The sequence below is a fragment of the Pseudomonas graminis genome (assembly GCF_900111735.1).
GTDB lineage: Bacteria > Pseudomonadota > Gammaproteobacteria > Pseudomonadales > Pseudomonadaceae > Aquipseudomonas > Aquipseudomonas graminis.
Window position 1 is genome coordinate 13,542 of sequence record NZ_FOHW01000025.1, and the last position, 19,722, is coordinate 33,263.

At 60.5% G+C, this 19,722-nt stretch carries 17 protein-coding genes; 6 read left to right on the top strand and 11 right to left on the bottom strand.

Features of this window, described 5'->3' with window-relative positions; all coding sequences use genetic code 11:
- Nucleotides 1–139 precede the first annotated feature (139 nt).
- The 8 genes from BMY98_RS17900 to amaB form a co-directional block, all read right to left on the bottom strand.
- Nucleotides 140–910 (bottom strand): SDR family oxidoreductase, encoded by a 771-nt coding sequence (locus BMY98_RS17900; protein ID WP_074891387.1) that lies wholly within the window; start codon nucleotides 908–910, stop codon nucleotides 140–142.
- Between the two features lie 771 nt (nucleotides 911–1,681).
- Complete coding sequence (locus BMY98_RS17905; protein ID WP_074891389.1) at nucleotides 1,682–2,398, bottom strand: ABC transporter ATP-binding protein; 717 nt, start codon at nucleotides 2,396–2,398, stop codon at nucleotides 1,682–1,684.
- On the bottom strand, nucleotides 2,395–3,270 hold the full coding sequence (locus tag BMY98_RS17910; protein WP_074891390.1) for an ABC transporter ATP-binding protein: 876 nt from the start codon (nucleotides 3,268–3,270) through the stop codon (nucleotides 2,395–2,397). The genes BMY98_RS17905 and BMY98_RS17910 overlap by 4 nt, the downstream gene beginning before the upstream one ends.
- Nucleotides 3,270–4,565 carry a high-affinity branched-chain amino acid ABC transporter permease LivM gene (gene livM / locus BMY98_RS17915; protein ID WP_074891392.1) on the bottom strand — a complete coding sequence of 432 codons (1,296 nt, stop codon included), beginning with the start codon at nucleotides 4,563–4,565 and terminating at the stop codon, nucleotides 3,270–3,272. Before livM ends, BMY98_RS17910 begins: the two co-directional genes overlap by 1 nt.
- 2 nt (nucleotides 4,566–4,567) lie before the next feature.
- Entirely contained in the window at nucleotides 4,568–5,482 is a 915-nt protein-coding gene (locus BMY98_RS17920) for an ABC transporter permease subunit (RefSeq protein WP_037015668.1), read from the bottom strand.
- A gap of 185 nt (nucleotides 5,483–5,667) precedes the next feature.
- Complete coding sequence (locus tag BMY98_RS17925; protein ID WP_074891393.1) at nucleotides 5,668–6,804, bottom strand: ABC transporter substrate-binding protein; 1,137 nt, start codon at nucleotides 6,802–6,804, stop codon at nucleotides 5,668–5,670.
- Between the two features lie 357 nt (nucleotides 6,805–7,161).
- Nucleotides 7,162–8,445: an L-pipecolate oxidase gene (gene amaA, locus BMY98_RS17930; protein ID WP_074891395.1), complete on the bottom strand. Its 1,284-nt coding sequence runs from the start codon at nucleotides 8,443–8,445 to the stop codon at nucleotides 7,162–7,164.
- A 229-nt stretch (nucleotides 8,446–8,674) separates the two neighbouring features.
- Nucleotides 8,675–10,165 (bottom strand): L-piperidine-6-carboxylate dehydrogenase, encoded by a 1,491-nt coding sequence (gene amaB / locus BMY98_RS17935; protein WP_074891397.1) that lies wholly within the window; start codon nucleotides 10,163–10,165, stop codon nucleotides 8,675–8,677.
- Nucleotides 10,166–10,321: 156 nt separating this feature from the next.
- Between amaB and BMY98_RS17940 the strand changes: the two genes are divergently transcribed.
- From BMY98_RS17940 to BMY98_RS17955, 4 genes are all read left to right on the top strand, one after another.
- Nucleotides 10,322–11,227 (top strand): LysR family transcriptional regulator, encoded by a 906-nt coding sequence (locus BMY98_RS17940; RefSeq protein ID WP_074891399.1) that lies wholly within the window; start codon nucleotides 10,322–10,324, stop codon nucleotides 11,225–11,227.
- A 329-nt stretch (nucleotides 11,228–11,556) separates the two neighbouring features.
- Complete coding sequence (gene pncB, locus BMY98_RS17945) at nucleotides 11,557–12,756, top strand: nicotinate phosphoribosyltransferase (protein ID WP_074891400.1); 1,200 nt, start codon at nucleotides 11,557–11,559, stop codon at nucleotides 12,754–12,756.
- A gap of 58 nt (nucleotides 12,757–12,814) precedes the next feature.
- Nucleotides 12,815–13,642: an ammonia-dependent NAD(+) synthetase gene (nadE, locus tag BMY98_RS17950; protein WP_074891402.1), complete on the top strand. Its 828-nt coding sequence runs from the start codon at nucleotides 12,815–12,817 to the stop codon at nucleotides 13,640–13,642.
- 292 nt (nucleotides 13,643–13,934) lie between these two features.
- Entirely contained in the window at nucleotides 13,935–14,960 is a 1,026-nt protein-coding gene (locus BMY98_RS17955; protein WP_074891403.1) for a DUF1338 domain-containing protein, read from the top strand.
- A gap of 3 nt (nucleotides 14,961–14,963) precedes the next feature.
- On the opposite strand, the gene azu is transcribed toward BMY98_RS17955, so the two are convergent.
- Nucleotides 14,964–15,410: an azurin gene (gene azu / locus BMY98_RS17960; protein ID WP_074891405.1), complete on the bottom strand. Its 447-nt coding sequence runs from the start codon at nucleotides 15,408–15,410 to the stop codon at nucleotides 14,964–14,966.
- Nucleotides 15,411–15,594: 184 nt separating this feature from the next.
- On the opposite strand from azu, the gene BMY98_RS27830 reads away from it, so the two are divergent.
- Nucleotides 15,595–15,723: a hypothetical protein gene (locus BMY98_RS27830; RefSeq protein WP_281248189.1), complete on the top strand. Its 129-nt coding sequence runs from the start codon at nucleotides 15,595–15,597 to the stop codon at nucleotides 15,721–15,723.
- A 110-nt stretch (nucleotides 15,724–15,833) separates the two neighbouring features.
- Entirely contained in the window at nucleotides 15,834–16,046 is a 213-nt protein-coding gene (locus BMY98_RS17965) for a hypothetical protein (RefSeq protein ID WP_074891406.1), read from the top strand.
- A gap of 143 nt (nucleotides 16,047–16,189) precedes the next feature.
- On the opposite strand, the gene BMY98_RS17970 is transcribed toward BMY98_RS17965, so the two are convergent.
- Entirely contained in the window at nucleotides 16,190–17,086 is an 897-nt protein-coding gene (locus tag BMY98_RS17970; protein ID WP_074891408.1) for a transglutaminase family protein, read from the bottom strand.
- The gene (locus BMY98_RS17975) at nucleotides 17,086–19,587 is read right to left on the bottom strand and encodes a circularly permuted type 2 ATP-grasp protein (protein WP_074891410.1); all 2,502 of its coding nucleotides are present in this window, start codon (nucleotides 19,585–19,587) and stop codon (nucleotides 17,086–17,088) included. The genes BMY98_RS17970 and BMY98_RS17975 overlap by 1 nt, the downstream gene beginning before the upstream one ends.
- Nucleotides 19,588–19,722 lie beyond the last annotated feature (135 nt).

Sequence of the window (19,722 nt, forward strand, 5' to 3'; positions counted from 1 at the left end):
GAGCCGGCTAACGATCGTTCCCACGCTCTGCGTGGGGATGCAGCCCAGGACGCTCCGCGTCCCAGCCGCCGGTGACGCGGAGCGTCGGTTAGCGCATTCCCACGCGGAGCGGGAGAGCGATCACATCAGTAAAACTGACTTACTTCTCGCCACGACTACGATCAATCGCAAACCCGGCCCAGGTCTGGCTGACGGGCATCAGTTCCAGGCTGTTGACGTTGACGTGGGCCGGCGTGTTCATGATCCAGAAGATGGTGTCGGCGATGTCCTGGGGCTGGATCGGCTCGGCGCCTGCGTAGGTGGCGTCGTACTTGGCCTGATCGCCGCCGAAACGCACCAGCGAGAACTCGCTTTCACACAGCCCCGGCTCAAGATTGGTCACCCGTACGCCGGTGCCGATCAGGTCATTGCGCAGGTTCAGCGAGAACTGTCCGACGAACGCTTTGGTGCCGCCATACACGTTACCGCCCGGGTACGGATAATTCCCCGCCACCGAACCAAGATTGACGATGCTGGCCCCGCGGCCGTAGGCGATCAGACGCGAAAGCAGCGTGCGCGTGGTGTACACCAGCCCTTTGATGTTGGTGTCGATCATGGTGTCCCAGTCATCCAGATCGCACTTGGGTGCAGGATCAATCCCCAGCGCCAGGCCGGCGTTGTTGATCAGGCCGCGAATTTTCGCGAATTCAGCCGGCAGGATTTCCACAGCGCGCTCCACGCCCGCCCGATCACGCACGTCCAGCGTCAGCGTGTGCACCTTGGTCTGTTTCGACAATTCGGCGCTCAGCGCCTGCAAGCGGTCTTCACGGCGACCGGTCAGCACCAGCGACCAGCCCGCCTCGGCAAAACGACGGGCGCAGGCTTCGCCAAACCCGGAAGTGGCCCCGGTAATGAATACGGTAGAGGTCATTTCTTTCTCCTGACTAACGATGCGGGCTTATCAAGCCAAGCGGAAATGTCACGCAAGCAGCGTTGCGTGTAGGAAGTTTCTGGAGAATGCCCGCGCTAACAGGCCGGGATCAAGCACCATCAGCAACATCGTCATACGACCGTTCTGCTGTATAAAAAACAACCAACTTCCCCAACCCCTTATTCCGTATGGCCTACAGATACTTTTGCCCACCTTATCCACAGTCAGGCAACCATTTTCTGGGGGCAAATCGAAACGCCTAGAGTCCCGGCATACGGGGCGTGTGGGTAACTTGAACGATGTTTTTACTTGACCGGCCATGGGCCATCTGCCGTCGAATTTTCTCAGGACTTGGGTGGGTGGACAGGAATGCACGCTCCAGACCACAGATTGCGCTATCTGCGGCGGTCTTTCCAACGGTTGCACACAGACTTATCCACAGGTCGGCACTACATAAAGACTGTATAAAAAACCAGCCACAACAACGTTGACAAATCCCACTAAAATACCGGCCGAAACAACTGGTCAAATATTGATCAACAGGCTGTAAGCCACGTAAAACAAGGCTTCCAGCCAGCTGCTCCCAACTTATTCACAGTCGCTTCCACAGTAAAACTGAACAAGTCAAAAGCGTGACAAAACAGCGATTTGCAGCGGCTATATGTCGCGTTTTAGCAGTTGCCCAAAATTGTTTTCCACAATTCGGCTTTGCCATAAAAAAGCCCCGGAAGTTATCCACCCGGGGCTTGTTTTTTCTGCATTGATCAGGAATCAGTGACCGCCGAGATAGGCGTTCCTGACCTCCTCATTGGTGAGCAATTCCTTACCCGTACCCGTCAGGCGAATCTCGCCGTTTACCATCACGTAAGCACGGTCGGACAGCTTCAGCGCGTGGTTGGCGTTCTGCTCGACCAGGAAGATCGTCATGCCGGTCTGCGCCAGCTCGCGCAGCGTCGCGAAGATCTGCTTCACGATGATCGGCGCCAGCCCCAGGCTCGGTTCGTCCAGTAGCAGCAGCTTGGGACGGCTCATCAACGCGCGCGCGATGGCGAGCATTTGCTGCTCACCTCCGGACATGGTCATCGCCCGCTGGTTGCGACGCTCCTTGAGCCGCGGGAACATCTCGAACATGCGCTGCATGTCTTCGCCGGCGTGTTTGTCGCCGATGGGGATGGTGCCCATCATCAGGTTCTCTTCCACCGACATGTCCGGGAACACGCGACGGCCTTCAGGCGACTGAGCGATACCGTTGGACGCGATGTAGTGGGACGACTTGTGGGTGATGTCAGTGCCCTGATAGATGATCTGGCCGCTGGCCGCGCGCGGCTGGCCGAAGATCGACATCAGCAGCGTGGACTTACCCGCGCCGTTGGAGCCGATCAGGCTGACCGTCTCGCCCTCGTCAATGTGCATCGAGACTTTCTTCAGGGCCTGAATCGGCCCGTAATACACGTCGATCTCTTTCAGTTCGAGGATCGGCTTACTCATACCAACTCCTCTTCATCAGCGCCCAGATACGCCGCGATCACTTTCGGATCGTTGCGAATCTGCTCCGGTTTGCCCTTGGCGATCACGTTGCCGTGGTCGAGCACGACGATGTCGTCGGAAATGCCCATGACCATGCCCATGTCGTGCTCGATCAACACGATGGTCATGTCGTGGTCATCGCGCAGGTGGCGAATCATGCCGCTCAACGCCTCGGTTTCCTGTGGGTTCAAACCAGCTGCTGGCTCGTCCAGGCAGATGACCTGCGGACGCGTGCACATGGCGCGAGCGATCTCCAGACGGCGTTGCTGGCCGTAGGAAAGTTCACCGGCCAGACGGTTGGCGCAGTCGACCAGATCCACCACTTCGAGCCAGTAGAACGCAGTGCTCATGGCGTCGTCTTCGGCCTTGCGATAGGCCTTGGTGTTGAAGATGCCAGCCAGCATGTTGCGATTGACCCACATGTGCTGTGCGACCAGCAGGTTCTCGATGACGGACATTTCCTTGAACAAGCGAATGTTCTGGAACGTACGCGCGAGCCCCGCACGGTTTACCAGGTGCGTGCCGCCAAACATTTTGTAGTACAGGCGGCTGCCGAAGCGCTTCGGCGAAGCGAAGTCGGCGGCGCGAAATTGCTCGCCGAGCAGCTGAATGACGTTGGTCTTCTTGCCCCGCGCGTTGAGCTCGATGCGCCCGCCCGTGGCTTTGTAGAAGCCGGTCAGGCAGTTGAACACCGTTGTCTTGCCGGCGCCGTTCGGGCCGATGAGGGCAAAGATCGAGTTGCGCCGCACTTGCAGGCTGACGTCGCTGAGGGCCTTGATGCCGCCGAAATGCATCATCAGGTTTTCCACGGACAGAACGATTTCGTCGCTCATCACGCGCCCTCCACGTTGGCCAGCACGCCTTTGCGTGGCTGTACGCCGGTACGGCTGATGCGAATCAGGCCACGGGGACGCCAGATCATCATCAGCACCATGAGGATGCCGAACAGCAGGACGCGGTACTCCGCGAAGCTGCGCAGCAGTTCCGGTGCGACGGTCAGCACGAAGGCCGCGATGACCACGCCGACGGTCGAGCCCATGCCGCCGAGCACGACGATGGCGAGAATCAGCGCCGACTCGAAGAAAGTGAACGAGGTCGGGTTGACGAAGCCCTGATAGCTGGCGAAGAACACACCGGCCAGCCCGGCCGTCGACGCGCCGATGGTGAAGGCCGAAAGCTTGACCAGCACGTGGTTCAGGCCCATGGAGCGGCAGGCGATTTCGTCTTCACGCAGGGCTTCCCACGCGCGGCCGACCGGCATGCGGGTCAGGCGATGCTTGACGTACAGCACAGCCAGCACCACCAGAAACAGCACGGTGTAGATGAAGATGAATTTCAGGTCCGGGTTGTATTCGAAGCCGAAGTACTCGTGGATCGGGATGCCGCCGTCTTTGGCGCGACGTCCGAATTCCAGGCCGAAGAAGGTCGGCGCCGGCACTGCCACTCCGTTCGGTCCGCCGGTGAACGACAGCCAGTTATTGAGCACCAGACGAATGATCTCGCCGAACCCCAGGGTCACGATCGCCAGGTAATCCCCGTGCATGCGCAACACCGGAAAGCCGAGGATGCAACCGGCAAGCGCCGCTGCAATGGCTGCCAGCGGCAACGCCGACCAAAACCCCAGGCCCAGATACTGATAACCCAGCGCCAGGCCGTACGCGCCAATGGCATAGAAGGCCACGTACCCCAGATCCAGCAGACCGGCGAGGCCCACCACGATATTAAGGCCCAGGCCCAGCAGCACGTAGATCAGGCCGAGGATGACCACGGTCAGCACGTACTTGTCAGCGAAGATCGGGAAGATCACCGCGATCAGGATCATCAGCGGAATGATGAAGCGCAGGCGCGTCTTGTAACCCGGCGGCAGCACGTGCACGCCGGAGCCCGAGCTTTCAAAACTCTGCGCGATGGCCACGCCCTTCGGCGTCTGCAGGAACAGGCTCATGAAGAAACGACCGACAACGACCACGCCCACCAGCACGGCGACGCGGGCCGGTTGCAGGTTGAAGCCATAGCCGTCCAGCACGATGCCGACGATCGGGCCAAACACGATCAGCGCCAGCAGGCCGGCGATCACCGCGTCGATCAGGCTTTGTTTGATATCGATAGGTTTAGTAGGTGCAGACATGGTTATACCTTCGCCACGAGTGGGCGACCCAGCAGGCCTTGGGGACGGAAGATCAGAATCACTACCAGCAGGCCGAAACTGAACACGTCTTTGTAATCGGAGTTGATCAGGCCGGAGAACTGCGACTCGGCAACCCCCAGGATCAGCCCGCCGAGCATGGCGCCTGGCAACGAACCGATGCCGCCGAGTACCGCGGCGGTAAACGCCTTGATGCCGATGACGAAGCCGGCGAAGAAGTCGAACGTGCCGTAGTTCATGGTGATCAGCACGCCGGCCAGTGCAGCCATGGCTGCGCCGATGACGAACACGTAGGAAATGACCCGGTCGGTGTTGATGCCCAGAATCGAGGCCATCTTGCGATCCTGCTGCGTGGCGCGGCACATCCGGCCCAGCTTGGTGTACTTGATGATGTAGGTCAGTACGCCCATGCCGACGAAGGCAGCGATCAGGATGAAGATTTTGGTGTAGGTGATCTGTACGAAACCGCTGCCGACATCGAAGCGCATGGCGCCTTCGAGCAGGGTCGGTACGCCTTGCTGGCGTGGGCCCTGAGCGATTTGCGCGTAGTTCTGCAGAATCAGGGAGATGCCGATCGCGCTGATCAGCGGCGCCAGACGGGTCGAGTTACGCAGCGGTTTGTACGCCACTCGCTCGATGACGAAGCCGTATACACCGGTCACCACAATGGTGAAGATCAGTGTGCCGAGAATCAGAAAGGGGAATGACTCAACACCGAAGAACGACAGTACGGCGAGGCCGATGGCTGCGAGGTAGGCGGAGATCATGTACACGTCGCCGTGGGCGAAGTTGATCATGCCGATGATGCCGTAGACCATCGTGTAACCGATGGCAATCAGGCCATAGACCGAGCCCAGTGTCAGGCCGTTGACCATTTGCTGCAGGAAAATACCGTCCATCACGCACGCTCACGAACTTGAAAGGCCAACCTGGCGCGCGGCGACCACTCCCTCGTGAGGAATAGATCGGCGCACACAGTGGCAGCAGAAGAAATCCGGCGCCGCCGTCAGACAGCGCCGATTACCGGATCAGGTTGTTTCCCGGCTCACCCCCGTGAAACAACCGATCCGACTAAGCGCTTAACTCACTTCTGCTTTTCGAGCTGGTGATATTTGCCGTCCTTGTCCCACTGGTAAACCACGTAGTCAGAGACTTTCAGGTCGCCCTTGGTGTCCCAGGCTTTCTCGCCCATAACGGTTTTGACCGGGTGGGCTTTGAGGAACTTGGCAGCGTCTTCGCCTTTGTTCGACTTGGCGCCGTTGAAGCCAGCGGCCAGGGCCTGAACCGAAGCGTAGGCGTAGAGGGTGTAGCCTTCTGGCTCGTAGCCGGATTTGCGGAACTGCTCAACCACGGCCTTGCTGTCTGGCAGCATGCGCGGGTCGGCGCCGAAGGTCATGTACACGCCATCGACGTATTGCGCGCCGCCAGCGGTGGTGACCAGTTCGTCGGTGACAACGCCGTCGTCGGACATGAATTTCACGTCTTTCAGGCCTTGCTCACGCAGTTGGCGAACCAGTGGGCCGGCTTCCGGGTGCAGGCCGCCGAAGTAAACGACGTCAGCGCCGACGGAGCGGATCTTGGTGACCAGGGCGCTGAAGTCCTTCTCGCCACGGGTCAGACCTTCTTCCAGCACAGGCTTCACGCCGCGCTTGGTCAGCTGCTTGGCGGTGGCGTCTGCCAGGCCTTTGCCGTAGGTATCTTTGTCGTTGATGACGGCGATCTTCTTGCCCTTGAGCACGTCGACGATGTAGTCGCCGGCAACGATGCCTTGCTGATCGTCACGGCCGCACATACGGAACATGGCGCTCAGGCCGCGTTCGGTCACGGTCGGGTTGGTGGAGCCAGGGGTGATCGCGATGATGCCGGCTTCGTCATAGACTTCCGACGCCGGGATGGTCGAGGAGGAGCAGAAGTGACCGACAACGCCGGCGACCTTGTCGGACGCAGCCTTGTTGGCAACGGCAACGGCCTGCTTCGGTTCGCACGCATCGTCGTAGGCGGTCAGGACGATTTTATCGCCGTTGACGCCGCCCGCAGCGTTGATGGCATCGGCAGCTGCTTGAGCGCCCTTCATGTATTGCTCGCCGAATGAGGCGTTGGCGCCGGTCATCGGGCCTGCAACGCCGATCTTGATGTCGGCTGCCTGCGCAAATGAAGCCGCACCCATGGCAGTAGCCACTGCGAGTGCGAGAAAGCCTTTTCTGTAGAACGTCTGCGACATGAGTTGGTGCTCCTTGGGTTTTTTAATTAGCACTGCGACCACAGAGCTGCTGCGAGCAAGTGGCGTGCCATCGGTTTTTTATTCTTGAGAAACTCGTCGTTTTGTTGCTATCCGACTGATTCCTGCCCTTTTTCACGGGGCGTGCAACCGTCTAAACCGCGCAAGGTGCAACCTTGCGACTTTAAAAGAGCAACCCTGGCGAGACAGGCGCGCAACCGCGCCATCCTCACCTGTACAACCCTGTTGTTACAGCATGCGTCACCTAACTGCACACCGCCGGTGCGGCACCGCTACGGGCCGCACCATTTGAGGGTAGTGGATGTAGGAGAAAGCGTTGTTTTGGAGAGAGAATTCTTCTCAGATAACGATTCTGAGGCATTGGCCCGCATGGTATAGCGAAAAGCCAGCCTCATACAAAGAACTGCGCAGTCCGACGGCCGCCAGCGGCTGCATCTGCGCAAAGGGGATGGGTAGGACACTGGCGTTGCCACTGCACAGATAATCGGCGAATGCTTTGCCGACGACTGTTCCTGTGGTGTTCCCGCGTCCGTTGTAACCGGTGACGGCGACCAGTCCTGGTGCAGGCTCGAACATTCGCAGCAAGTGATCGGGCGTAAACGCGATGCAGCCGGTCCACGTGCATTCCCACTCAACCGTTTTGAGGTACGGGAAATAATGCTGCTGCACACGATCCGCCCATGCCTTCAGAAACCACCCAGGCTTCTGATTGCCATTGCCCAGACTGCCCAACAACAGCCGACCATCGGCATCGCGACGAATGCTGCTGAGCACCTGGCGCGTGTCCCAGGAGCCCTGCCCACCTGGCAAAATCTGCTGCGCCGCGTCTTCGGTCAGTGGCGCCGAGGCCACCTGGTAGTAATAGCCGGGGAAGAAGTTGCGCCGCAGTTCCGTCCATTCGCCCTCGGTGTAGGCGTTGGACGCGATGACGACTTGCTCGGCAAGCACCGCCCCGTTTTCGGTGATCACGCACCAGCGCGAGCCTTGTCGTTCAAGGCGCTTGACCGGCGAGTGATCGAAACGCTGGCCGCCCAATTGCGTGACGGCCGCCGCCAACCCGCTCGTGTAGGCCATCGGGTTGATGGTGCCAGCGCGGTGATCGAGTAATGCGGAGGTGATTTCTGTGGTGCCGGTCGCTTCCTGACAGACTTTGCCGGTGAGTAATTCCACCGGAGCGCCGCGTCGCGTCCATTGTTCTGCCCGGCTGCGCAGGTCCAGCTCGCCCTTGGCGTTGTGCGCCATGTGCAGCGTGCCTTTGCGCGTCGCCTGGCAGTCGATGCCGTATTTTTCGATGAGGCTGAAGACCAGCGACGGCGCATTGCCGAGCATGGTGTTGAGCTGGCTGCCGACTTTCTCGCCGAAGCCGGCTTCAATTTCGTCAGGCGGAATCCACAGGCCGGCGTTGACCAGTCCTACGTTCCGCCCGGATCCGCCCTGCCCGGTGCGATGGGCTTCGACGACAGCGACCGTCTTGCCTTGCTCAAGCAGATGAATGGCTGCCGACAACCCCGTGATACCTGCGCCGATGACGCACACATCGACAGTCACTTCCCCGCTCAACGCGGGCGCTTCGGGCCTTTGCGGCGTCAGCGTTTCCCACAGACACTCTTCGCGTAACGGCATCGCAAAACCTCGGAGAGAGACAACGATGATTCAAATGATCGTTCCCACGCTCTGCGTGGGAATGAATACGCGCGCGGATGACTTAAACCTGTAGGAGCGTGGCTTGTCCCGCGATCGGCTGCGCAGCAGTCGTAATGCGTTTCCCCGGTTGATTCAGACAAACCGGGTTCAAGAACTTACTGCCGCTGCGCGCCAGATCGCGGGACAAGCCACGCTCCTACACAAACCATCAATCGAAGGTAATCCCCTGCGCCAGCGGCAATTCCCGGGAGTAGTTCACGGTCGCAGTCTGGCGGCGCATGTAGCCTTTCCACGAGTCCGAGCCGGATTCGCGACCGCCGCCGGTTTCTTTCTCGCCACCGAACGCGCCACCAATCTCTGCACCACTCGGGCCAATGTTGACGTTGGCGATGCCGCAATCGCTGCCCAGCGCCGAGATGAATTGCTCGGCCTCGCGCACGTCGGTGGTGAAGATGCAGGACGACAAACCTTGGGGCACATCGTTGTTCAGGCGCACCGCCTCGCTGAATTCCTCATAGCCCACCACGTACAGAATCGGCGCGAAGGTTTCGCTGCGCACGACATCGCTCTGCTCCGGCATCTCGACGATAGCCGGGGAGACGTAGTAACCGTTGGGGAATTGCTCTTGCAACTGGCGCTTGCCGCCAAACACCTTGCCGCCTTCGCTCAACGCCTGTTCCAGGGCTTCTTGCATGTTTTCGTAGCTTTGCTTGTCGATCAGCGGACCCACCAGATTGCCTTCCAGCGGATGCCCGATGCGCACTTTGGCGTACGCCGCTTTCAGGCGCTCGACGAACTCCGCCTTCACCGACGAGTGCGCGATCAAACGGCGCAGGGTGGTGCAACGTTGGCCAGCCGTGCCGACAGCGCTGAACAGCACCGCGCGGACGGCCAGATCCAGGTCGGCACTTGGGGTCAGAATCATCGCGTTGTTGCCGCCCAGCTCAAGAATGCTGCGGGCGAAACGTGCAGCGAGTTTCGGCGCCACTTCGCGGCCCATGCGTGTGCTGCCAGTGGCACTGATCAGCGCGACGCGGGCGTCATCGACCAACGCCTCACCGGCTTCGCGGCCGCCGACGATGCATTGGGTGAGGTACTGCGGAGCGTCCGAGAACTCAGCCGCGACCTTATCGAACAGCGCCTGGCAAGCCAGCGCCGTCAGCGGCGTCTTTTCCGAAGGTTTCCAGATCACCGAGTTACCGCAGACCAGTGCCAATGCGGTGTTCCACGACCAGACCGCGACAGGGAAGTTGAATGCGCTGATGACGCCGACGACGCCCAGCGGGTGCCAGGTTTCACGCATGTGGTGACCCGGGCGCTCGGAAGCGATGGTCAGGCCGTACATCTGACGCGACAGGCCGACGGCGAAGTCGCAGATGTCGATCATTTCCTGCACTTCGCCAAGACCTTCCTGAGTGATCTTGCCGGCTTCCCACGACACCAGCTCGCCCAGGTCGGTTTTGTGCTTGCGCAGCGCTTCGCCAAACAGACGAATCAGCTCACCACGACGGGGCGCGGGCACTTTGCGCCACGCGTCGAAGGCGTGGTCGGCGCGGGTGATGCGCTGCTCGACTTCGGCGGCGCTTTCCCAGCTCACCGACGCCACCTGGCTGCCATCGATCGGCGTGTGAACAGGCTTGTCGCCCTTTAGATAAAGCGCGGCATCGACACCGAGTCGGGTAAGCAGGTCGTTGAGCATGATTTCTCCTGAAACTGATCGTAAGCGCGAAAGCGGAATGCCAAATATTGGTTATTTCGTCAGCCTCTAGTAATAGCTGCCCGGCGACACTGCAACAAACGACGATTAAGCGAGATATCATTCCGTTTTTTCATGCTGACGCTGAACGAGCCGAATATGCTGAGCAAACGCCATCTCCCGTCGGTCACCGCGCTGCAATGTTTTGAAGCGGTGACCCGGCACCTGAGTTTCACCCGTGCGGCCGAGGAGCTGAACCTCACCCAGAGCGCCGTCAGCAAGCAGGTGGCCCAGCTGGAGGAGTTGGTGCAGCATCTGTTGTTCCGACGGGTTCGTCGGCGCCTGCAACTGACGCCAGCCGGAGCGCTGTACCTGGGCGAGGTGCGCAAAGTGCTCACGCAGATGGAAATGTCGACGCACTTCCTGCGTTCCTACGGCGGCGAAACCGAAGTCTTGCGCGTATCGACGCCTTCGACCTTCGGCGCCCGCTGGCTGGTACCGCGACTCAAGGGCTGGCGCTTGCGTCATCCGCACATTCATCTGGATCTGGTCAACGAACAGGAAAGCGATGACCTGGCTCAGAGCCGCTGCGACCTGTCGTTCTATTTCGGCGGTGGCGCCCGACCCGGTGCCGAGAGCGTGAGGCTGTTCAGTGAAGAGCTCGTCCCGGTCTGCGCTCCAGGCAGCGTGCCTGAGGAGCCGTTCACCGATCCTACGCAACTGACCGATCTGGTCCTGCTGCAAAACGCGCATCGTCCCCAGGCCTGGCATGACTGGTTCGACAGTCAGGGTTACCAGACCGAGCACAGCTATCACGGCCCGCGCTTCGAAACGATCTATATGTGCATTCGCGCAGCGCAAGTGGGCTGCGGCGTCGCGCTGCTGCCCCGGTTTCTGGTGGAGGAAGAGCTGGCGGACGGCAAGCTGATCATCCCCTGGCAACACGCCCTCCCCAGCCAGGATGCGTATTACCTGGCATACCCGGAGCACGCCGCCGAAGTGCCGAAGATTCGCGTGTTTGTGGAGTGGATGCTGGAACAGCTCAATGAGCCAACGCCGCAGTAGTCTGGATATCCGCAACATTGTAGGAGCGTGGCTTGTCCCGCGATCGGCTGCTTAGCAGTCGTAATCCGTTCCCCCGGTTGTGTCAGACAAACAGCATTCACCAGCATGACTGCCGCTTCGCGCCAGATCGCGGGACAAGCCACGCTCCTACCGGAAATCACCGTGCACCCAAACATTTCTGCCCCTCTTCCACGACCACTGGCATTATGTCGGCCATCGTCAATAACAAACCGGACGTACCGCCACAGCGCTACCGCAAGGTTGTATGCGACACACCCAATTGAATCCCGGGCCGCACATTGGCGGCCGCTGCTGGCTGGAGCGACACAATGAGTGAGAGCGCTTTCGCGGACCGCATCGTGCAGAACCTGCTCGATACCGACCTCTATAAGCTGAGCATGATGCAGGCCGTGCTGCACAACTACCCCAACGTCGAAGTCGAGTGGGAGTTTCGCTGCCGCAACGGTGAAGACCTCAGGCCGTATCTGAACGAGATCCGCTATCAGATCGAGCAGCTCTGCGACCTGTCGCTGAGTGTCGACGAGACCGGTTTCCTCGAGCGCATCAATTTCATGAAGCCCGACTTCCTGCGTTTCCTCGGGCTGTTCCGTTTCAACTTGCGCTACGTCCAGACCACCATCGAAAACGACGAACTGTGCATCCGCCTGTCCGGCCCGTGGCTGCACGTGATCCTCTTCGAAGTGCCCGTCCTGGCCATCGTCAGCGAAGTCCGCAATCGCCATCGCAACCCGGAAACCCTGCTCAGTCAGGCTCGCGATCAGCTGTATCGAAAATTCGACTGGCTGAACGCAACCGCCACCGCCGACGAACTGGCGGAATTGAAAGTCGCTGACTTCGGCACGCGCCGGCGTTTCTCCTACGCGGTGCAGGAAGACGTCGTTTCGGTGCTGAAAAAGGATTTCCCCGGCCAGTTCGTCGGCACCAGTAACGTGCACCTGGCGCGCAAATTCGACCTCAAGCCTCTCGGCACCATGGCCCACGAATGGATCATGGCCCACCAGCAACTCGGCCCGCGCCTGATCGACAGCCAGATTGCCGCCCTCGATTGCTGGGTGCGCGAATACCGAGGCCTGCTGGGTATTGCGCTGACAGACTGCATCACCACCGATGCCTTCCTCGGTGATTTCGACCTGTTCTTCGCCAAGCTCTTCGACGGCCTGCGCCACGATTCGGGCGATCCTGTGCAGTGGGCCGAAAAATGCATCCGGCATTATCAAAAGCTGGGCATCGAGCCGATGAGCAAGACGCTGGTGTTCTCCGACGGGTTGAATCTGCCCAAGGCGCTGGAAATATTCCGGGCGCTGCGGGGCCGCATCAACGTCAGTTTCGGGATCGGCACCAACCTGACCGCCGACATCCCGGGGATCCAGCCGATGAGCATCGTGCTGAAAATGACCGCCTGCGCCGGCCAGCCCGTCGCCAAGATTTCCGACGAGCCCGGCAAAACGCAGTGCAAGGACCCGGAATTCGTGTCCTATCTGCGCCACGTATTCAAGGTGCCAGCCTGAGTCGAGCACCGACCGCCGCCCTTTTTATGCCATTCCTTTTTTGCTCGAGGAGTCAATCATGCAAGACGTACAGCGCGAGATCGCCCGGCAGCTCAACGTCCAGCCGCCTTTTGCCAATGATGAGGTGCTGCAGGCGGAAGTCAGCCGCCGCGTGCAATTCATCAAGGACTGCCTGCATAACGCCCGTCTGAAGGTGCTGGTGCTGGGCATCAGTGGTGGCGTGGATTCGCTGACAGCGGGTTTGATGGCCCAACGCGCCATTCGCGAGCTGCGTGAAAGTACCGGCGACAATGCCTACACCTTCGTCGCCGTGCGCCTGCCGTATCACATCCAGCACGACGAACACGAAGCCACCGCATCGGTGGATTTCATCAATCCCGATGAGCGCCACACAGTGGACATCGCGCCCTCGGTGAAGGCGCTGGTCGGGCAGATCAAAGCCTTCGAGGGCCAGCCGGCCAATACCGTGGATTTCGTCAAAGGCAACATCAAGGCCCGGGCGCGAATGGTCGCGCAGTACGCCATTGCTGGCGTGAAAGGCGGTCTGGTCATCGGTACCGACCATGCGGCTGAAGCGGTGATGGGTTTCTACACCAAGTTCGGCGACGGCGCCTGCGACCTGGCGCCGTTGAGCGGTCTGGTGAAGAATCAGGTCCGCGCGATCGCCCGCAGCTTCGGCGCACCGCAGAATCTTGTGGAGAAAGTCCCCACCGCCGACCTCGAAGAACTGGTCCCCGGCAAACCGGACGAAGCGGCCCACGGCATCAGCTACGCCGAGATCGACGCCTTCCTGCACGGCGAGCCGGTCAAACAGGAAACCGCCGAGATCATTGTCAGCACTTACCGCAAGACCCAGCACAAACGGGATCTGCCGTACGCGCCGTAATCCTTCCGGGAACGGAAGCGCGCCTTTGGGCTGTGAATCCAGTCGCTTAAGCGCATGCAAATCCTGTAGGAGCGCGCTTGCCCGCGAAAGCGTTTTGTCAGTCGCCATGTGCATAACTGACCCAACTCGTTCGCGGGCAAGCGCGCTCCTACAGTGATTCACGCGATACACAGCGCAGGTCGAACGGTGCTGCATTCAAAAACGGAATGAACCCGTTAGTTCTTTTCGCTTGATGGCGCTCGCCATCACGGCTTACATAGCGCTCTGACTATCCCGCCCAGAGCCGCTATCCATGACTGCTTTCCAAGGCCTCTTCACCCTCGTTGCGTCCACCGTCGGCCAGCCCGCTGCAGCATGGCTGGAACACCGCGTCGAGGTGCCACAAGCGCTGAGCGGGTTTTCCTGGTCTGAAGAGGCGATCCATCGCGTGTGGCTCGCCGAAGCGTTGAACCTTTGCCTGTTTCACAAGCTGGTGGAGGCAGTGCCGGACGGGCTTCGCTATGTGGACGAGCAATTCGAGGTCGGCCGCAAGGTGGTGTTTGACCACGGCGCCATCCGCACCGTCGATTGGGCGGGGAACGGCGAATTGCCGCGTGGTCGTCAGGCCTTCTCGCGCCTGCTGGAGCCGCTGGGTTTCACCGATGTGCGCACCTATCCGCTGACCAAGCTGAACATGACCGGCTGGGGCTATCGTCAGATGGACCTGCCGGAAGACATCGCGCAGTTCTTCGTTTCCGAACTGCACCCAGGGCGACTCAGTCAGTCGTTTCAAGACGCGGTCAGCCGCGTCGTCGGCTCGAGCCGCGACCCGTTGAGCCCTGAAGACCTGAGTGTCCTCAATCGCCTGCGCACCACCCGGCATTGCAGCCTGGCGGAAGCCACGCGCCTGCTGCCGGCGCTGTACCGCGCGTTCGGCCGCCAGCACGGCGTCGTTCGGGAGGACGACTATCGCCAACTGTTGAGCGAAAGCGCGGAAATGGCGTGGATCGCTACTGAAGGCAACAGCTTCAATCATCTGACCGACCGGGTGGTGAATCTGGAAGCGACAGTGGCCGAGCAGAATCGGCGCGAGCGGCCGATGAAGGACAGCATCGAGGTATCAGGTTCGGGAAGGGTCATGCAGACCGCGTACAAAGCCTGCACGGTAAGCCGAGAACTCTTGAATGCCCAGGGCGTCGTGGTGGCGCATAAGGTGCCGGGCTCATTCGTGGAGTTCATTCAGCGCAAGATCGACCCTGATAACGGCAGGATCGATCTCAACTTCGACAGCAGCAACGCCCAGGGCATCTTCAAGATGACCGATTCGAAGCAGGCTTAGCGGTCACTTCAACGTGACAGTGCCTTTCATCATCCCGATGTGGCCTGGGAACGAGCAGAAGAAGCCGTATTTCTCGGCCGGGTCCAGTTTGGATACGTCGAAGGTGACCGAATCCTTCTCGCCTCCGCCGATCACTTTGGTGTGGGCAATAACGCGCGCGTCACCGTCCTTCAGATAATCCTTGTCGATGCCGACGCTCATGCCGTCTGTGGCGATCTGCGACATTTCATCGTATTTGCTGATGACCAGGTTGTGGCCCATCACGGCCTTAGGCAGGCTGCCGGAGTGTTTCAGGTTCACGGTGAACTGCTTGCAGCTCTTGTCGATTTCGATGGCTTTGGTGGTGAACGTCATCTGGTCGGTGGAATCGACTTCGACCGAGCATTCGGCCGCCAGCAGGTGCCCACTGGCCAAAGTCAGAACGGATGCAGCGACAAGCTTGCGAATCATGGTGCGTCTCCTGGTGGGCAGCCTGCAACTTTGTACACAAGGACTGCCCTCAAATTAAAACACGTTATCAACCGGTAATACCGGTCACCTCGGGTGGCACTATCAGTGCCATCGAGACAATCAAACAGTCAGCACTACGATGGCTGCATAAGCTCGCCCTGTCACCTATCTTCAGGACGATCCCATGCAACTCTCCAGCATTTTCCGCAGCTTGCTCGCCGCTTACGCCTGTGGCGCATCGGGCAGTTACGACCGCGCCAGCCAGGCTTACGGCGTCTATCAACGTGCGGTTTCCAACGGACAGGACCTGTAATGGCGGGCGACTGACCAGCATCGATGACCGCCTGAGGAAAAATACCACGCCGGTTTTGCACCATTCTCAGGCAGAATGTGCTGACTTATCGTCTGCCTCGAGGACTGCCCATGGCCAAACCCAACTATTCCTTCGCCAAACGCCAACGTGATCTGGCAAAAGAGCAAAAGAAAGAGGAAAAAGCACAGCGCAAGCAGGCCGAGAAGGCTGAAGCAGAGGCTGGAGAAGGTGCAGTCGTAGACGGCGAAAACGCCGAAGGCTCCACCGAAGCTGATGGCGCCACCGACGTAAAAGGCTCCGCTGAAGAAAAGCCTGCTGAGTGATCATCTGATTCAGCGCAATGGGATGGATGAACGCGAAAATCTGTAGGAGTGAGCTTGCTCGCGATAGGATTTTCGCCGTGATCCATCCATTGGCTGACACTCATCTATCGTGGGCAAGCGCGCTCCTGCAACAGGCCTCCCCCTCACATCGCAATCGGCATCACGGTCACACGCACTTCCGGGTCGTGGCTCCCGCCTCCCAGAATCACCCCGCGCAACGGCGACACGTCAGAAAAATCCCTCCCCCACGCCAGACTGATGTGCTCAAGCGCCGGCTGAACGTTGTTGGTCGGATCAAAATCAACCCAACCCAGCACCGGACAGAACACCGAGACCCACGCGTGGGACGCATCGGCGCCGATCAGCCGTGGCTGACCGGGCGGCGGCTGGGTCAGCAGATATCCGCTGACATAACGCGCCGCCAGCCCGCGCGAGCGCACGCAGGCCAGCATCAGATGAGCGAAGTCCTGACACACGCCACGACGGGTTTCGAGCACTTCCACCAATGGCGTGGCAACCTGAGTCGCCTCGCCGTCAAACGTGAACTCTTCGAATATCTTTTCCATCAACGCCTGCGCGCACATCAGCAGCGGCCGTCCAGCGGGAAAGCAGCTGGCTGAGAAATCGACGAACGTCTGCTTCAGGTGCACGTAAGGCGATTCGAAGCGATAGCGGCAGGCATCGAGGATGTCCGGCGCCATCCTCGACGCGCTGTAGGTCAGCCGATGCTGCGCCTCGTCCCATGCAGCGGAGCCATTGAAATCCAGCCGCGGCCGTTCCAGCACTTCAATGCGCAGGCGCGCGTTGACCTGCAGCTCATCGTGGGGGCGTTCGAATGCCAGGCGCGTCAGCGGATTGCCGAAAACGTCCAGCTCATCGCGGCGCGTGGTCGGCGTCGGGCTGATAACCAGGTGCTGCTCCAGGCAGCGCTGCCAGGGACTGCGTCGCGGCCACAGATGGGCGAGCTGCTGCGCCAGGGAAACCGGGCTGTCGTATTTGTAGTGCGTGTCGTGGAGGATCTGATACTGGGCACTGTTCATTAGACGGACACCGTGCGCTGACTGACATCGTCGACGTGGGCGAAGTGACGCAGCGCCAGCCGATCAGACACATGGCCGCTGGTCTCGCCGATGGTCTGCAGCAAATCCGCCAGCCCATCCAGCGCAGCTTTGACGCTGCTCGTGCCGAACAGACCCTCTCCCAGACAGCCCAGATCGAAGACCGACAGCCGCTGGATCAGCGCCGCGAGACTATTGTCCTGGGGCACCCCGAAATCCTCGTTCATGCGTTTCACCGAGCGGGCCACCAGCTTGAGCTGAAATAACACCGCGTGGGGGTTCTGATCATCCAGCACCAGCAAATCGAGCACCGGGATCAACTGCGGCAGGGCCAGATAGCGCGAGCGGTAAGTGATGCCGCTATTACCCAGCTCAAGCAGCCCGTCCAGAGCATCCTGATGAAATACCGCCTCGCTGCGCAGGAATGCCGCCAGCGTCGTGCACAGAAACTGCAAGCGCTCGATGCGCCGCCCGATCATCAGGAAGCGCCAGCCCTCGTCGCGGGTCATGTCGTCCAGGGCAAAACCGGACAGCGCCGCCAGTGACATCACCAGCCGGTTGAGAAAATCCAGCAACTCGCCGAAGTCGGGACTCTCGGTTTCCAGGCTCATCGCTTCACGCTGCAACTCCACCAGCGCCTGCCAGTTCTCCCGGGACAACTTGCCGCGCACCTGGGACGCCGCCCACTGCAGTCGCTGCAAATTCGAGCGCAGGCTGAACGGCCAGTCGTCACCCAACAGCGCTTCAAGCAGACGCTCATGCAGCTCGCTCGGCTCTTCTTCGTCCTGGAGCGGCAGCAGGTTCAAGCGTTCGGCCAACTCGACCGCCGCTTGCAGGGCGACCGGGTCATCGCCGTCGACATAGCGCGTGAGCATGATGCGCAGGAGGCGCGCACTGTTGTCGCATCGCTCGCAGTAGCGGCCGAACCAGAACAGATTTTCCACCACCCGCGACGGCAGATAAGGGTCGCGACGCACCAAGTCATGCACACCCAACGAATGGCGATGTTTCCACGGTTCGCTGCCCAGCGGGCGCTCGCCAAGAATCCAGGTGTCCTTGCTCGCCCCGCCCCGCTGCATCGACACCACGTCGGCGTCGGCGTCGGCAGCCACGCGGGTCAGTCCGCCCGGCAGGACACGATAGCCATCGGCCGTTGCCACCGCGTACACGCGCATGCCGATGGCGCGGGGTTGCAGCTGACTGTCCTCGCCGTGCCAGACCGGAGCGTGGGACAACTGCGCCAGTTCCTGAGCGACGTAGGCATAGGGCCGGGCCTGCATGCGCGCGGCCAGGGCCTGACGCTCTTCGTCGCTGAGATCACGGCCGAACACCGGGGCGAAACTCTGCGAAGGAAATGCGGGCTTGATGAGCAGCTCGGGCATCTTCTCCAGCGCCTGGGCCAGCACCGGCGGCTCGCCGCACCACCACGTGGCAATCGACGGCAGCAACAACTCTTCGCCAAACAGGTGTTCATTGATCTTCGGCAAAAACCCCAACAGCCCCGGTGATTCCAGCACGCCGCTGCCCAAGGCATTGGCAACCAGCACGCGGCCCTGTCGCACCGCTTGAAGCAGGCCCGGCACGCCCAGCGCCGAATCGGTGCGCAGCTCCAGTGGATCGCAGAAATCGTCGTCAAGACGGCGCATGATCGCGTGAACACGACGCAGCCCGCTGAGGGTTTTCAGATAGACCGTGTCGTCGCGCACAGTCAGGTCGCTGCCTTCCACCAGCGGATAGCCCAGCTGACCGGCCAGATAAAGATGCTCGAAATAGCTCTCGTTGAAACGTCCGGGCGTCAGCAACACCACCAGCGGTGCTTCGTGGCTGGTCGGTGCCTGGCGCGCGAGGGTTTCCTGCAACGACCGAAAGAAATTCGAGAGGTGCTGGACTTGCATATCCCGGTACAACTCGGGAAACGCACGCGACACGATCAGACGGTTTTCCAGCGCATAACCGGCACCCGACGGCGCCTGAGTCCGGTCGGCGGTCACCCACCAGCGGCCATCGGGCGTGCGCGCCAGGTCAACCGCGTACACATGCAGAAAAGTGCCTTCAGGCGGCTTTACGCCCTGGCATGGCCAGAGAAAATTGTTGTGGCCGAACACCAGCTCCGCCGGCAGCAGACCTTCGGCGATCAGTTCCTGCGGGCCGTAGAGATCGGCCAGCACGGCATTGAGCAGACGGGCACGCTGGGCGATACCGGCCGCCAGGGGCTGCCACTCTTCCAGTGGAATCACGTGGGGCAGCATGTCCAGTTCCCAGGGTCGATCGGCACCCTTGGGGTCGGCGTAGACGTTATAGGTCACGCCGTTTTCCTGAATCTGCCGGGCGAGCAGCGCCTGACGCTGGAAGAGCTGCGAAGGCGTGCTGCGCTGGAGATGCTCGTACAGACGCTGCCAATGCGGCCGAACGGCGCCGCTGGCATCCAGCATCTCGTGATAGGTACCCGAGGTGAGCGGATAGTGGTCAAGCAGGTCAGGCATGGAAGGCTCGGCAGACAACAAAAGGACTCGAATCAACTGCGCTCAGAGTAGCGCAGACAACATGACACGCAGGTGCGCTTCCACGTTTGGATCTGCAGCACGGCGACCTGACCCCACGTCAGGTCGCCGGCGCTG

Bases quoted from the DNA above. Each gene is read 5' to 3' on its own strand.
- BMY98_RS17900 (WP_074891387.1), bottom strand. From the start codon at position 910: ATGACCTCTACCGTATTCATTACCGGGGCCACTTCCGGGTTTGGCGAA.
- BMY98_RS17905 (WP_074891389.1), bottom strand. From the start codon at position 2,398: ATGAGTAAGCCGATCCTCGAACTGAAAGAGATCGACGTGTATTACGGG.
- BMY98_RS17910 (WP_074891390.1), bottom strand. From the start codon at position 3,270: ATGAGCGACGAAATCGTTCTGTCCGTGGAAAACCTGATGATGCATTTC.
- livM (WP_074891392.1), bottom strand. From the start codon at position 4,565: ATGTCTGCACCTACTAAACCTATCGATATCAAACAAAGCCTGATCGAC.
- BMY98_RS17920 (WP_037015668.1), bottom strand. From the start codon at position 5,482: ATGGACGGTATTTTCCTGCAGCAAATGGTCAACGGCCTGACACTGGGC.
- BMY98_RS17925 (WP_074891393.1), bottom strand. From the start codon at position 6,804: ATGTCGCAGACGTTCTACAGAAAAGGCTTTCTCGCACTCGCAGTGGCT.
- amaA (WP_074891395.1), bottom strand. From the start codon at position 8,445: ATGCCGTTACGCGAAGAGTGTCTGTGGGAAACGCTGACGCCGCAAAGG.
- amaB (WP_074891397.1), bottom strand. From the start codon at position 10,165: ATGCTCAACGACCTGCTTACCCGACTCGGTGTCGATGCCGCGCTTTAT.
- BMY98_RS17940 (WP_074891399.1), top strand. From the start codon at position 10,322: ATGCTGAGCAAACGCCATCTCCCGTCGGTCACCGCGCTGCAATGTTTT.
- pncB (WP_074891400.1), top strand. From the start codon at position 11,557: ATGAGTGAGAGCGCTTTCGCGGACCGCATCGTGCAGAACCTGCTCGAT.
- nadE (WP_074891402.1), top strand. From the start codon at position 12,815: ATGCAAGACGTACAGCGCGAGATCGCCCGGCAGCTCAACGTCCAGCCG.
- BMY98_RS17955 (WP_074891403.1), top strand. From the start codon at position 13,935: ATGACTGCTTTCCAAGGCCTCTTCACCCTCGTTGCGTCCACCGTCGGC.
- azu (WP_074891405.1), bottom strand. From the start codon at position 15,410: ATGATTCGCAAGCTTGTCGCTGCATCCGTTCTGACTTTGGCCAGTGGG.
- BMY98_RS27830 (WP_281248189.1), top strand. From the start codon at position 15,595: ATGCAACTCTCCAGCATTTTCCGCAGCTTGCTCGCCGCTTACGCCTGT.
- BMY98_RS17965 (WP_074891406.1), top strand. From the start codon at position 15,834: ATGGCCAAACCCAACTATTCCTTCGCCAAACGCCAACGTGATCTGGCA.
- BMY98_RS17970 (WP_074891408.1), bottom strand. From the start codon at position 17,086: ATGAACAGTGCCCAGTATCAGATCCTCCACGACACGCACTACAAATAC.
- BMY98_RS17975 (WP_074891410.1), bottom strand. From the start codon at position 19,587: ATGCCTGACCTGCTTGACCACTATCCGCTCACCTCGGGTACCTATCAC.